The organism is Anaerostipes faecalis (genome assembly GCF_018982945.1).
GTDB lineage: Bacteria > Bacillota > Clostridia > Lachnospirales > Lachnospiraceae > Anaerostipes > Anaerostipes faecalis.
Genome location: NZ_JABRXE010000007.1, coordinates 1 through 14,447, shown reverse-complemented (window position 1 = coordinate 14,447; position 14,447 = coordinate 1). Strand labels below are relative to the sequence as shown.

Below are 14,447 nucleotides of genomic sequence, written 5' to 3'. Positions count from 1 at the left end.
GATTTTTTATAAATATAAATGAATCTTAAAGTCCAATATAATACAGTTTCTTTCATCATATTTATCTTTGCTGAATAACAATTGTACCTCGATTACTCTTACTGATTTGAATTTTATCTTTTATAACTGAAACATTGGATGTACCTGCAATTAGCGTTGCTGTCAATGCGAAAGTTAAACTTTTTTTCATAAGTTCATCAATTGTTAGATTGTTGTGTTTCTCCATGTAGGTATCACTCCTTTCTGATAGTTCTATCTTATCAGAAACATGTGATTTACATATGTTTTGTTTATAAAAAAAATATGATTATTTGTTAATACTTTATTAAGTTAATGAACAAAGTATTTTTTTCATTTTATAAACACTGTCTTAATATTCCTGCAATCTCATCTTTATCAAGTACCTTATATCCGCCGGTTAAAATCAAAGTCGCTTCTGTGATTCCATCAATCATTTCCACATTTACCCCAAGTTCTGAAATGTTCATAGAAAGCCCAAGTTCCTTCATCCATTTCTCCATCGCATTAAGTCCTTCCTCTGCAATCTGAGTATCTGTTTTGCCTTCTCCATCCACCTTCCAAACTTCTTCTGCAAATCTTACAAATTTAGCAATTCCGTATGGCATAATAAATCGATAGTACGGTAAAGATACTGCTGAAAGTGTCATTCCATGTGTAGCATTTGTATATGCTCCTACAGCCTGTCCCATCATATGTACCATCCAGTCCGTGCTCTTTCCTTTGGAAACCAAAGTATTTAGTGCCCAGGTTGCTGTCCACATAATATTGGAACGAGCCTCATAATCCTCAGGATTTTCTACAGCCATACGTGATGATTTGATGAGTCCTCTCATTAATCCTTCACTGATGTAATCACTGGTATTGTCATCGTTTCCGGAGAAGTACTGCTCACAGATATGATTGAAAATATCATAGATACCTGCAACCATCTGTTTCTTTGGCAAAGAATAAGTGAATTTAGGATTTAAGACTGCAAATTTGGGCATGATCTTCGGATCAGCAAACACATGACCAATTTTAAGATTCTGTTTATGATTTGTAATAACCGCACCAGCATTCATTTCAGAACCTGTTCCAACCATTGTAAGCACACATCCAACCGGAAGTATCTCACAGTCAGGCTCATCAAATTTGATATAATATTTCTCCCAAGGGTCCTCGCTGCAGTTTACAGATACTGATACCGCCTTTGCATAATCACAGCAGGAACCACCACCAACTGCAAGAAGTAAATCCACTTTGTTATCTCTTGCAATCTTTATTCCTTCGTACAGCTTTTCGACTGTAGGATTCGGCATAACACCACCATCCTCATATATCTCCTTGCCATTAGCTTTAAGGATTGATACAACCTGATCATAAATACCATTTTTCTTAATGGACCCTCCACCATAAATAAGCTGAACATTCTTTCCGTATTTTTCAAGCTCTGATCCTAAATTTTTAAGTGCATCCTCTCCAAAATATAATTTCGTTGGATTTTCATAAATAAAATCACCTAACATACGTTCTTTTTCTCCTTTACTTATTTTTATCCATTATCTTCTTTATAATACTTCCTGAACCCATCTCTTAAGATCATCTGCTGAATTTCTTCCATTCAAGAGTTTTCCTTTCAAAATGACTGTATCTGTAGCAACAGACTTTTTTAATCCATCAATGGTTTCCCCAAATCCACTTCCACCGGATGTAGCAAACAGGATAATCTTTTTCCCGGAGAAATCATAACTTTCAAGAAATGTATTGATAATTGTTGGTGCCACATACCACCAAATCGGAAATCCTAAAAAGATTGTATCATAATCTGCGATATTTGCGTTTTTATCAGCAATATCCGGTCTGAAATTCTTATCATTCATCTCAATACTGCTGCGAGACTCTTTGTCCATCCAGTTAAGATCCGCTTTTGTATATGGAACTTCTGGTCTGATTTCATAAATATCAGCACCAGCTGCCTCAGCTAGATTCCTGGCTACGTTACCCGTTGTACCACTTGCACTGAAATATGCTACTAATATTTTGCTCATTTTTACACCCGCTTTCAAAATTATCAATTACAGTTTTCCATACTGCCCATCTACTGGTTCAAGAAGAAGTCCTACATCCACAAGCCCTCTTTCCATTCGATTTTTAACCTGGTCTGCTGTCGCAGTATATATCTCAAATTGTACTCTGGGATATTTCTTTTGAAAGTTACCAATTAGTTCTGATACAACCTGCATGGATGCAAGTTCTCCTGCACCAATCGTAATCTTACCTTCTATCTGATCATCCTGTAGCAAAAGTTCCTCAGTTGTCTTATCCACCAAATCAAGGATTTCCTCTGCCCTTCGTCTAAGTAAAAGCCCCTCATTCGTTAAGGTAATTTTTCTTGAACCTCTATAAAACAGTGTCACACCAATTTCTTCTTCTAATGCTGACAACTGACGACTTAATGTAGGTTGTGTAATGTGTAGTACATCCGCCGCCTTTGTTATGCTTTCTTCTCGAACTACTGTTAAAAAGTACCGTAATACTCTAATCTCCATGAAATCACCTCATAGACATTATAATAGACCGATGCTTTTGGGGCAATAATTCTTTCGATTCATTTGTTCCAGTGTTTACTTAGTCTTCACTGATTTCAAAAATATTTAGTTTTTACTATCGTCATTCGTGTCTATTTTCTCTACCAGATCTTCTATCGACCGATTGATCTCATCAGGGACATCCGTATTGGAATTGTGTCCTGCATTTTTAATCCATTCCATTGTATATTCTTCCTCTGATGTATTTTCATCTATTACCTGATTTACAATTCTGAATCCGCAATACTGATAAAACATTACTGCCCTTGCATTTTTCTTATAGACATTTAAACTCAAAATATCTCTTGTCTCCATAACAGCTTGAAGCAGCTCCGTTCCGATACCTTGGGATTGCTCCGTATTCTTCACAAATATTCCTGCGATATAAGTATCGATCAAACCAATAAATCCTCTGATCTTACCATCTGCTTCTGCCACAAATACTTCGGCTTTTGGTATCATCTCTTTGACAAATTCATAATTACTTCTCCAATAATCTGATTCTATAAAAGAATGTGCTTCCGTGTTGGCATGGAACCATATGGACATTACTTCATCCAAATCATTATGTTCAAATCTTCTTATCATTTCCGCATTCCATCAATCAAATTATAACTCATATCAAGGAAGTCCAAAATCTTTGATTCATCTACTGTTCCATCAAGCAAAATCGTGATCCAATGCTGCTTATTCATATGATATCCCGGCAGAAAACCATAGGTCTGGATAATCACGCCTACCATTTCCGGATCGCACTTTACATTCAGGATCTCTACGATATCATTTCCATCCAACCCAAGCTTTGATTTCTCAACACTCATAACAGCTGCATACCATTTTCCATTTTTGTGACGTAGCACAGCACTATCTGGAGAACTGCGCCATAAGTACTCCGGCAATGTTCCGTACTGCTCCTTCACATATTCAAAGATTTTTTCTCTATCCACTATCTACTCACCCCTGAATGTTCTTGTATCTTGACAATAATCATACCACATTTTTACATCCTACACTACCTGTTAAGTTTCTTAAATGCTTTTGTATTTATTATCTCAACTTTCAATGCTTTTTTCTGTTCTTTTCATTTGAGATTATCTGTACGAATCCCTTTTTTTCCCAAACAACAAAATCCCAGAAGATTTGACTCCTCTGGGATTAATTGCATTGCTCCAAATAAAGATATTAGTTTCCTTATCATTTTATTATTATTTTCTTTTTTAAATTATCCATTAATACCATCGAACCATCGGTAGTTCGTTATTTATTCCCTTCGAAAATAAAATCTGGTGTACATCTATAATACCGTTATGAAAAGTTGCCGCACACGCCGATAAATACAAATCCCACATTCGTACAAAACGTTCATCAAACATCTTGCGCACCTCATTAATGTGATCTTTGAAATTTTTTTCCCAACATAGCAAGGTACGATTATAGTGCAAGCGCAGATTTTCCACATCTATCGTATGAAAGTTATCCTCAGCGGCACAATATAGCATTTCCCGCAAGCTTGGTATCACTCCCCCTGGGAAAATATATTTTTTAATCCATGCATCTCCAGGGTATTCTTTTAAGGCACTGATATAGTGAAGAAGATACAGCCCTCCATCTTTTAATACCTTGTTTATGCAATCATTAAAAAGCTGGTAATTCTCCCTGCCTACGTGTTCTACCATACCGATGCTGACTACGCGGTCGAATTGTTTTCCCATCTTTGGAAGATCTCGGTAATCCGCCAACTCTACCGTAAGGTAATTTTCCAGACTTTCCTCCTGTATTTTCTGTTTAAAAGCTTTATATTGTTCTCTGCTTAATGTAATTCCTGTCCCGCGAATTTTGTATTCTTTTGCAGCCTCTATTAACAGGAACCCCCATCCGCAGCCAATATCCAAAAGTGTCATGCCTTCCTCCAAATATAACTTTTGCAAAATATGCTCAACTTTATTCTTCTGCGCTTCATATAGGGAGTCACTTGAGCTCTTGAAATATGCACAGGAGTAACTCATTGTCTCATCCAGCCAAAGCCTGTAGAAATCATTTCCAATATCATAATGGGTAACAACTTCTTTTTTCTGATTCTTTTTTGAAGTTGTCAATTTTCGGTTGGAATCTCATTCATTGAGATTCCGAGAAGTTATTCAAGTGTATCACTGTCAAGAATTACTCTCTTGACTATTTGAGCATTTTCCCGGTCATATTATGTATTTGTAAACTTCAAGTTTTCTAAGCTGCATCTCCATACGACTTAATACCTTTCATCCATAAAATCTTCTCTGGCTGGATACAAATCTCTTCGCAACAAATCTGTACTCCATCCTAATCCCACACTAACTGCAACTATCACAACATTCTACATACTTTTTCATCTTTATAAATGATTATTTCAATTCGTATGTATTGTCTCCACTAATTTTTCTATCAATTGATTTATTTCCTCAGGAGCATCCGTGTTAGAATTATGTCCTGCATTTTTAATCCACTGAATCGGAATTCCCGTTTTCTTATTCCATGCTTTATTATATCTAATGCAGGAGCCCGCATGATCTTTTTCCCCGCATATCAAAAGGGCAGGGCATTTTATCTTATAAGGCAAATCTGCTTCCATGGCATCCGCCAGCATATGAAAACCATGTCCTGACAGTTTTGCATATCGTTCCTGATCTCCGTCGTATACCATCATGATGTCATACATCAGTTTTCGTCCATATTCAGTAGTTGCAACTCCCTTTGTTCCGGAGTTCAAGAGGGATTTCCATGGATAATGCCGATATACCGGTTCCATTCTTTTCAACAGCCAAATTTCAGCGGCAGTAACATACTCCCGCTGTAACGGTGCAGAGTCTATCGAAATAAATCCTTTTAGTTTATCCGGGTATTTCTCAGAATATGCCTGTCCTACATAACCGCCCATAGATTGTCCGATGATAACAGGTTTGTCAACGTTCTCCAAATCCAAAATTTCATTCAACCATACGGCCTTATCCATTAACGAAAAATCCAGTTCAAACGGCCATGATGCAGCATGTCCCGGAGCATCCCAGACAAATACATTATACTTATTTTCAAATTCTTTAATCTGTTTATCAAATAATCTGTGGTCTGCCGTTAATCCCGGCAAAAAAACAAGTGTAACCAACTCTTTTTTCACTTCATTTGAAATCCAGTAATGAATGATTCCTTTACTTGTTTGATATGTCTTTTCTATCATTATTAAAAACCTCTATTCATTATTTATTATACTTTTATCTCTCTGCAAGACAGCTCTTGATCCTGCGTACCCCTCTGTCAAAAAATTTTTAATTCACCTGATATATGATACCATCATTTTTTTAGATATAAAATAACAGGTAACATAAACAGTAAAACTGCAGTTATACTCAATGCACTTATTGCTCTTTTTGGAATGCATTCGGACATTGTCATTTCCTCCAAATTCAATTTTCTATTTCTTCCCCATCTGTAAATTAATCCTTATCTTTATCATCAGATTCTTTTTTGACATGTCTGCTCTCCTATACTCCTCATGGTCATAAGAAGTAATTATTTCTGATCATCCTATATGTACACTTATAAGTTATTATAAAATGTAATCTTCACCAAATCAACTTCTTTATCCCCAAATTGGAATCATTATACATACATCTTCTTAATGGTATTTTTCTAGGAAAATTCTCTGGTTACACAGTACTGTATCACAGATTCCATCTGAGGTGAAACCCATTTATCCCTGTGATATAATAATTGTTTCCATACTTCAATTTCAAAATCATCTACATTTAAATATACCATCTTTCCATCAGCAATACTTTTTGCTGTGACATAATCTGGTAAAAATGAAATTCCTGCACCTTGTTCAATGAGAGAACATATCAGGCTTGTACTTCCAATTTCTAATACCGGCTGTATTTCCAAAGATATTTCAGCTAGCTTTTCATCCATTAATCTTCGATAACTCATACCTTTTTCTGTTAAAATAAATGGATATCGAATCAATTCCGGAATGGAAATTGATTTTGACTGAGCTAATGAAGAGTTCGCACCTGCTACAAAATGTACTCCCACTTTTTCCTCTTTTACAATTTTATATTCCGTATTGTAAATATGATTATCCAAAGTCAGAATTGCATCCACTTCATTGTGGTTGATAAGTCGAAACATTTCTTCTGTACCAGCAGGAATGATTTTAAGAGAAATTCCAGGATGCTGTTTTCTAAAATCCAGAAAATTATCACTAAATAAAGAATTACATAAAGAATCTGCCATGGCAAGTCGAACATTACCTTTAATTTCCTGTTCGGTCTGCATGGTTTCTTTTATTTCCTGGGTTAACTTTTTCATTTGATGGGCATAGTTTAGTACTTCTTTTCCTTTTTCTGTTAAAGCAATGGTATGATTGATTCGCTCAAACAATTGTACATTTAATTCGGATTCCAATTGTTTAATTTGAAATGATATCGTTGATTGGGAATAGCCAAGTACTTCTGCTGCTTTTGTAAAGCTATTTAATTCCGCTACATGAATAAAGGTATTTAAATTTTTAAAATCCATTCTGTCCTCTTCTTAATTTATCTAATATTTCGATGCTTTATATTATAATTATCAATTTTACAGATGTTTGTTTCTACTATATACTAATTTATGGAGAAAAACAATCGTATTGAGGAGAAAAGAAACATGGAAATGATAAAAAAAATATATGAATTATTATGGGGAGATTTGATTAAACTTCCATTACCAGGCGGCAGTTCCATCGGCTTATCTCTTTTAGTCCTTATTCTGATACCGTCAGGAATTTATTTTACAATCAGGACAAAATTTCTTCCATTTCGTTTATTTCCAGATATGCTGCGAATTGCAACAGAAAAACGAAATGCATCTCATAAAGATTCCATTTCCGGATTACAGGCGTTAATTATTTCAACTGCCACAAGAGTTGGGATGGGAAATCTGGTAGGTGTAGTAGCTGCAATTTCAGCAGGCGGTGCAGGGGCAGTATTCTGGATGTGGATTACTGCATTATTAGGTTCTTCTACAGCATTTATTGAAGGAACACTGGCACAGCTTTACAAAGAAAAAGATCCATTATATGGAGGATACAGAGGCGGACCGGCTTATTATATTCATAGTCTTTTCATAAAAAAAGAATCCAGGAGGAAACATTCTCTCATTGCAGTACTATTTGCTATTTCTGGATTAATCTGCTGGTGCGGGATCAGTCAGGTCATCGGAAATTCTGTTTCATCTGCTTTTAACAATGCATTTCAAATTCCGCCTATATATACAACTACGGCTCTCGTCCTTGTTGCCGCAGTTATTGTTCTTCGAAAGAATGCAACGGTAAAAGTACTGGATGTGGTCGTTCCAGTAATGGCAGGATGCTACTTTTTTATTACTATATTTATTATTGTAAAAAATGTTCAGTATCTGCCTGGTGTATTCCAACGGATTTTTTCAGAAGCGTTCGGGTTTCGGCAGGTAGCTGCGGGAGGTTTTGGAGCTGTTCTTATGAATGGAGCCAAGCGAGGTTTATTTTCCAATGAAGCCGGTTCTGGTTCAGCACCTTGTGCAGCAGCTGCTGCAGATATCAGTCATCCTGCAAAAGAAGGACTTCTGCAGGCACTGGGAGTGTTTATTGACACGATTTTAATCTGCAGCTGTTCAGCTATGATTATGCTATTAACTCCAGAAAAACTAACAAAAGGTCTTGCAGGAATGGATTTATTACAGACTGCCATGAGATATCACCTAGGCGAAACAGGTGTCATTTTCATTGCGGTTATTTTATGGATGTTCAGTTTTTCTACATTTATAGGAATTCTTTTTTATGCACGATCAAATATTGCATATCTTTTTGGGGATCACTGGATTGCACAGACCTTATATAAAGTTGTTGCACTTATTATGCTGTTTATTGGTGGCCTTGCCGCATACACATTTGTATGGGATCTGGGTGATATCGGGGTAGGTCTGATGACAATTTTTAATATGATTGCATTGATTCCATTATCCAGACATGCATTAAGCAGTTTAAAAGACTATGAGAAAAAAATGAACGATAAATCATAATCTCCACTGAAAAGTGGAGAAATCTATCGTTCAATATCTATTTCATAAACTGCAATTACATTCATTTTTAATATATTTTAAAATCAAAACTCCCTTCAATATAAACAACAAAAACGCTACGGTAATTGCATACGGCTGTCTCGCCATACCTAAAAACAGCACAATCAAAATGCTTAGTATAAACGAGCATGCTGTGTATCAAAGAACATAGAAAATTGTAAGAAACGCACTGTCACATACATGACACACTTCGTAACAACCGCATAAATAATGGCATCAAAGGGTGCAAAATAATCAGCAGACTTCTTTTCCTTTCCTTACAACTTTACGTTTCTGTCTGGCAAAATTTTTCCTTTGGAAGATTCTTCAGTTCTTTTTTCAGATCCTTTCGGATACTCCAATGCCATAGAAATTCACCCAGAAATAACACTTTATGAACCCGATCTTCAAAAAACAATGCCTTTATCAATCTTCGGAGCGAATAAATTTTTCCGCTTGCATATATATGTTCAAGCTGCAGTTCATAGGGTGACATATTTCTAGGCCAATGCACAGTGTTTCCGTTATATTTACTCCAGTTCTTATGCAACAGCCTGTCTTTGTTTCTTTCATAAGCTGGGGTTCCCGGAATAAAATACATACATTGAATCAACACACCCTGGATGTGATTTCTTATTACAAAATCAGCCAGTTCTTTTCCGCAGCCCTTCTTTTGATTATCTGATCCAAGAATAAACAACCCTCTGACACTTAAACCATGTTTCTGCATATTCCGAATGGACTCCTCAATCTCTGCAACCGTACTTTTTTTATGATATGTGGAAAACGATTGATCATCTACAAATTCAATTCCCATATCAAGCTCAAAAAAGCCTGCCTGTTTCAGTAAATCAAGCATTTCATCATCAAATCCCACTTCATAACGAGCCTGTACATTGAATCGATACTTTATTCCACTGTCAATTATTGCATGGAGAACATCCATTGCCCACTGCCGATCTGCAAAAAAATTGTCATCTGTAATCCAAAGATCCTTTATCAGTCTGAATTTATTTTTGTGAAAAAAATCTATGGAATACTTAATATCTTCCACAACATTCTCCGGAGACCTGGCTCGCACATTTCTTCCAAAATGCCTTACCAGTGCACAATAATCACATTGATATGGACATCCTCTTGATGCATGTACCTGTGGCCATATAGTAAGGTGCCCTGTCATCTTCTTATAATTATGAATCAGGCTTCTATCTGCTACGATATCCAGATTAACAGGCGGAATCGGCATACCTGTTGTCTTTTGCTCGCCCCTCTCCAGCCATGATATTCCAGGAAAATCCGGTTTTCTCCCTTCACAAATAGTATGAATCAAAGGAAGGATTGTTTCGTCCCCCTCTCCAAGCATCACATAATCGCAATAGTTTACTGCTTCTTCAGCATTCATGGAAGGGTGCAGCCCTCCAAGAACGATTGTTGCATTTGTGTGATTCTTAAAATATTTTGCCAATTCATATCCTCTTATCGCCGCATATGTGAAAAAACCGATAAATATAATATTGGCATCAAGAACATCTTTCATATTGATTTTTGAAATAGCTTCACTATACATATAGGTATCCGGATATTCTCTTTTTACAATAGTCGCCAGCGTATTCAATCCTACCGATGGTGTCCTGATATATCTGTCATATACAAAATAATTTAAAATTGTCCTGCGGTAAGGTCTGTTACCAGGCTCAATAAAACGTATCTTCATCTTCTATCCTTTCATAAGAAATAATATATCGGATTTCACCTGCAATCCAGTCAAAATATTTTTTGTAGATTCAGTTTGAGATGTATAAATAATAATTATGATAATATTTCCTTTGTTATCTATTAAGAAAATTTAAATTCGTCTATCAGTTAAGCACACCGACTTACTGAAATTTAGCGTTCAAAATCTAGCATAACGAGCTTCTTTCCGTTTGGCAACGGGTACTCGTCCGTTTTTAACGGCCTGAATCCGATTTCGTTCATTGCCTTGATAAGAGCTTTTTCCTCCATCTGGTGATGTACTACATCCAGACCATCAAAGGCATGAAGATATGGTGAGTCAGAAACCCAAGTTTCTTCGTCTGTATTTATCTGAATAATACAGGACACATATTTAGCTCCGGATTTCAAAACACCTTTCTTAAACGCCTCGTATCCGACATATTCAATGAACAGATTTGCGATAACCAGTTCCGCCTCCGGCAGTTTGTCTGATTCGCCAATAATATCAATCCTGCGGCATTCGAGAATGTCCCCCACATCAGAATATCGTTCTTTTACCGTAGCAAGATACTCTTCGTTAATATCAATCCCGTAAATTTTCTTATACTTTCCTTGATTCACATGTTCCAGACCGTTTCCACCTGCAATTCCAAATACCATAGCAGTTGTTACCGGATAAGCCGCAAACTGTTTCTTCATCATTTCATTCATCGCCTGAAGCTATTTTACAGAGTCAAGGCTCATGTGATTTTCATAATCAGACAGGCTGATTTCTTCCCATGGATTCATAATTAAATCACCCCCTACAAATTCTTATTTGTCAATTTCTTCTTACAGGAAATCAAAATAATTGTAACACAATTTCACCTTTCCTTCCAATTTTAACTTTTCCATCTTTTTAATAGTATCATCATAACTGTTTAAAACAGCAGCCATCATTTTTTCAAACTTTTCTTCTCTATCACCCATCTTTTCTTTTCGCCAGATCATAGTTTTCACCAATCATCCGCCTGATATCCTTTTTGGGAACAGCTCCATCTAAAATGTAAAATGATTGAATTCCAATGTGCCTTATTCATATGGTACGCAGGGACTACGGATGAGAAAGCATTGCGTCAGAATTTTCTCCACTCCGGATCACACTTCACATTAATCCATACAAACTCATCTTTATCATAAATGAATGCGAATGTCTTTTTATTTTTTTTATGGCGCATGACACACCAATTATCATCATAAAAGGATAATCTTCATAAACATCTTTAAATGAATGGCAATAATCTTTGGTTTAGCAATGCATCTGTCTGGCTGAAAATTATTCCATATAGATCCATAGCCATCTCCAAAGGAATGACCATTCATACTCATATAACCGAGATTTTTTCTTTCATTTCCATAAGTTAGATTTCCCTGAGAATCTGCATCAATAAGAAGGACTTGATTCCTTTTTACTCTGTTTTACATCGCCGAACTCAGGTAACAACAAGAGCGAACCTCAATGTTAGCAGGAAGTTCATTTTTATTGGTTTTTAAAACACTATTTTTGATTAGCTGTCAGCTAACAGAAATCACTTCAAATTAGCTGGAAATTCGTTCCCAACCTGCTTTTTTCTTATTTGATGAAAACAAAAAAGCGGTTCATGACATAGCATTTTCTGCTAATCACTACCGCTTTGTTTGCAACCGTCCCCTGCTGGAATCGAACCCACAGCTAGCGATTAGGAGAGCTCTGTAATTGCTAAATATCTACGTTGAATTCTTTTATCAGCCATCATCTTGTCAAACAATGGCTGAAAAACTGGTGACTTCGAAAAAGCAACAAGCCCTGTTGTTTCTCGATCTAACCTGTGTAAAGGATGTACAACAATTTCTATCCCTTGCTGTGCGTAATATGAATCTAGCATTTCTTGTAAATTCGTATTTGCATCTCCATCATTATGCACTAGTAACCCAGGTGGCTTGTTTGCAATCACGATAAAAGGATCTTCATAAACAATTTCAATCTCTAATTTACAGGTTTCGTTTAGTCTAGTATCTATGCTAGATGGGTAAATTTTTATTTCTAGATTCTCACCAACTAACGATTCATTTCTATGAATACTTCTCCCATCAATTTTTATCCATTGATTCTGAAATAATAAATATCGAATTTTTTTGGAAGGAATATAATAATCTAAAAAAGCATCAATTGTATTGAATTGTAGCGACGATATTTTTATTATCATAATGTCATTTTTTAATTCGTACACCAATGTTTTCTTGACTCCTCTATACTCAACGAATTTTATGATTATTGTTTTATAGCTATCGCTTTATTATACTTCCATCAAAAATCTTATAGGCATTTTTACTTATTTATCGGATAAACGCTTTTTGCGTTTTGTTGTAGACGACTTTGTAATTTGTCCAGATGTTGATGTTTTTCTTAAAAAAGTTCTATTTTGCTTTTTTAAACCTTTATTTACTTTCTCTAACCTTCTATAAGCATTGTTGACGAGACGTTTTTTTTCTTCAGTTAATCCAATCTGTGAATACGTAAAGATTTTCATCCATTGTTCAGAATTGATTTTTGTATACGAATCTACCGGATTAATTCTATTATCTTTACATAAACGTCTTATCTGTGCATTTGAAAATAAAACACCAAGTCGATCTTGTACCCTATCGCCTTTGCCTTGATAATATATATATGCTACTAAATCTTTATAATTCTTATAATCTGACTGATTCAGAGTATTGCTTTTCCGTTTAAAATGTAATAACACAGTATCAACATTAGGTGCAGGTGAGAAATCTCTTCTATTAAAGGTATGAATGATTTCTACCTGATACTGTGCTTTTACTACAGCAGCTCGTAATCCTTCATATTTTTGAAATGGCATACCACAATATTTTTTAGCTGCTTCTTTTTGCACAATAAGAAAAATATCTTCAGCAGGATTATTATCATCTGTGATTTTTTTTATTATATCTGCCGTTATTTGAAATGGAATATTTGAAAAAACTTTATATTTTTGGTTCCTTGGCAAATGATATTTCAAAAAATCATCATAAACATATTCAATATTATCAAACTGGTTTTGTGATACTAACGCTTTATATAAATTTTCATCATATTCGATAGCGATAACATTTCCAACCTGTTCAGCAAGAAGATTTGTAATTATACCTTTTCCGGGGCCGATTTCCACCACAATATCATTTTTATTAAGTTGCGATTTTTGTATCAAATTTCGAACTAGATTTTTATCTACTAAGAAATTTTGAGAATTTTTTAGATTCTGCATATTTTTCTCCTCATCACACTGAAATAAAAAATCACCGATATAAGTAGACTTAATTTCATCTATAACCAATGGCAGTAAGAATCTTTTTATTATCTAAAATCAACCAGCAAAAGTGGGTGTATCAGTAATGCTATTCAGTTGATATTTTACTATTTAACAATTATCATTTAACAGCCACTGTTATTCTGTACTTTATTAATAAAATTGATAATTATTTCTGCTTATCGCCAAAGCAAGCAATAATATACCAAATAAGTATGTACGAATATACCAAATAAGTATGTACGAATAACTTGCCATTCTCCATCACATATGTTAGAATCGACAAGGCATAGATTGAACTATTATATTTCGGTTTCTGACACTTTCCCAATTATGAAAAATCCAATTTATGCCATTCCCTTGTTTTTACCGAAACAGTTCTTCATGTATCGATGCTAATCCATCTCTATAGTATCAAATTCTTTACATTCCCTTCTTAAGAAATGTTATCTAAATCCTCATCTTTTAAAATCCTAAATACACTATATTATACATGATAACAGGTTAAATGGTCCTATGTCAAGATTTAGTACAAGTTAAAATGAGTTTTTCCTCATCCTAACTTGTCATCTGCAATTCGTTTTTCTGGATTTTACGATACAACTTTTCATACTCATTTGGAGACATATAGTCACAATGACTGTGAATACGTTTTGTATTGTAAAATGCTTCCAGATATTCAAAAACCAATTGATATGCATGATTATAA

15 protein-coding genes and 2 pseudogenes are annotated in these 14,447 nt (G+C 35.1%); 1 reads left to right on the top strand and 16 read right to left on the bottom strand.

Annotated features, from left to right (window positions below; all coding sequences use genetic code 11):
- Positions 1–61 precede the first annotated feature (61 nt).
- The 9 genes and pseudogenes from KTB61_RS08565 to KTB61_RS08525 all read right to left on the bottom strand — a co-directional run bounded on the left by KTB61_RS08565 (position 62) and on the right by KTB61_RS08525 (position 7,136).
- Positions 62–226 carry a hypothetical protein gene (locus KTB61_RS08565; protein ID WP_216697283.1) on the bottom strand — a complete coding sequence of 55 codons (165 nt, stop codon included), beginning with the start codon at positions 224–226 and terminating at the stop codon, positions 62–64.
- A 130-nt stretch (positions 227–356) separates the two neighbouring features.
- Positions 357–1,526 carry an iron-containing alcohol dehydrogenase gene (locus tag KTB61_RS08560; protein ID WP_216697282.1) on the bottom strand — a complete coding sequence of 390 codons (1,170 nt, stop codon included), beginning with the start codon at positions 1,524–1,526 and terminating at the stop codon, positions 357–359.
- 42 nt (positions 1,527–1,568) lie between these two features.
- Complete coding sequence (locus KTB61_RS08555; RefSeq protein WP_075760489.1) at positions 1,569–2,048, bottom strand: flavodoxin; 480 nt, start codon at positions 2,046–2,048, stop codon at positions 1,569–1,571.
- A 27-nt stretch (positions 2,049–2,075) separates the two neighbouring features.
- Complete coding sequence (locus KTB61_RS08550; protein ID WP_083638233.1) at positions 2,076–2,549, bottom strand: LysR family transcriptional regulator; 474 nt, start codon at positions 2,547–2,549, stop codon at positions 2,076–2,078.
- A gap of 105 nt (positions 2,550–2,654) precedes the next feature.
- A complete protein-coding gene (locus KTB61_RS08545) occupies positions 2,655–3,176 on the bottom strand; it encodes an N-acetyltransferase (RefSeq protein WP_083638232.1) in 522 nt (173 codons plus the stop codon).
- On the bottom strand, positions 3,173–3,535 hold the full coding sequence (locus KTB61_RS08540; RefSeq protein ID WP_075758623.1) for an MmcQ/YjbR family DNA-binding protein: 363 nt from the start codon (positions 3,533–3,535) through the stop codon (positions 3,173–3,175). The genes KTB61_RS08545 and KTB61_RS08540 overlap by 4 nt, the downstream gene beginning before the upstream one ends.
- Before the next feature lie 282 nt (positions 3,536–3,817).
- A pseudogene (locus KTB61_RS08535) lies at positions 3,818–4,681 on the bottom strand (class I SAM-dependent methyltransferase); the annotation flags it as partial.
- A gap of 290 nt (positions 4,682–4,971) precedes the next feature.
- Complete coding sequence (locus tag KTB61_RS08530; RefSeq protein WP_075758622.1) at positions 4,972–5,796, bottom strand: alpha/beta fold hydrolase; 825 nt, start codon at positions 5,794–5,796, stop codon at positions 4,972–4,974.
- A gap of 452 nt (positions 5,797–6,248) precedes the next feature.
- The gene (locus KTB61_RS08525) at positions 6,249–7,136 is read right to left on the bottom strand and encodes a LysR family transcriptional regulator (RefSeq protein WP_075758621.1); all 888 of its coding nucleotides are present in this window, start codon (positions 7,134–7,136) and stop codon (positions 6,249–6,251) included.
- A gap of 126 nt (positions 7,137–7,262) precedes the next feature.
- On the opposite strand from KTB61_RS08525, the gene KTB61_RS08520 reads away from it, so the two are divergent.
- The gene (locus tag KTB61_RS08520) at positions 7,263–8,654 is read left to right on the top strand and encodes an alanine/glycine:cation symporter family protein (protein WP_083638231.1); all 1,392 of its coding nucleotides are present in this window, start codon (positions 7,263–7,265) and stop codon (positions 8,652–8,654) included.
- 325 nt (positions 8,655–8,979) lie between these two features.
- Here the strand turns inward: KTB61_RS08520 and KTB61_RS08515 are convergent, their stop codons facing one another.
- The 7 genes and pseudogenes from KTB61_RS08515 to KTB61_RS13355 form a co-directional block, all read right to left on the bottom strand.
- On the bottom strand, positions 8,980–10,407 hold the full coding sequence (locus KTB61_RS08515) for a B12-binding domain-containing radical SAM protein (RefSeq protein ID WP_216697281.1): 1,428 nt from the start codon (positions 10,405–10,407) through the stop codon (positions 8,980–8,982).
- 173 nt (positions 10,408–10,580) lie between these two features.
- A complete protein-coding gene (locus KTB61_RS08510; protein ID WP_330390808.1) occupies positions 10,581–11,111 on the bottom strand; it encodes a class I SAM-dependent methyltransferase in 531 nt (176 codons plus the stop codon).
- Positions 11,112–11,240: 129 nt separating this feature from the next.
- A complete protein-coding gene (locus KTB61_RS08505; protein ID WP_216697280.1) occupies positions 11,241–11,378 on the bottom strand; it encodes a hypothetical protein in 138 nt (45 codons plus the stop codon).
- Positions 11,371–11,676 (bottom strand): annotated as a pseudogene (locus tag KTB61_RS13360) (MmcQ/YjbR family DNA-binding protein); the annotation flags it as partial. The pseudogene KTB61_RS13360 and the gene KTB61_RS08505, both read right to left, overlap by 8 nt.
- Before the next feature lie 451 nt (positions 11,677–12,127).
- Entirely contained in the window at positions 12,128–12,658 is a 531-nt protein-coding gene (locus KTB61_RS08500; protein WP_216697279.1) for a pseudouridine synthase, read from the bottom strand.
- Positions 12,659–12,760: 102 nt separating this feature from the next.
- On the bottom strand, positions 12,761–13,765 hold the full coding sequence (gene erm, locus KTB61_RS08495; protein ID WP_230973689.1) for a 23S ribosomal RNA methyltransferase Erm: 1,005 nt from the start codon (positions 13,763–13,765) through the stop codon (positions 12,761–12,763).
- Between the two features lie 531 nt (positions 13,766–14,296).
- Entirely contained in the window at positions 14,297–14,428 is a 132-nt protein-coding gene (locus tag KTB61_RS13355; protein ID WP_230973702.1) for an IS3 family transposase, read from the bottom strand.
- Between the last annotated feature and the right edge of the window lie 19 nt (positions 14,429–14,447).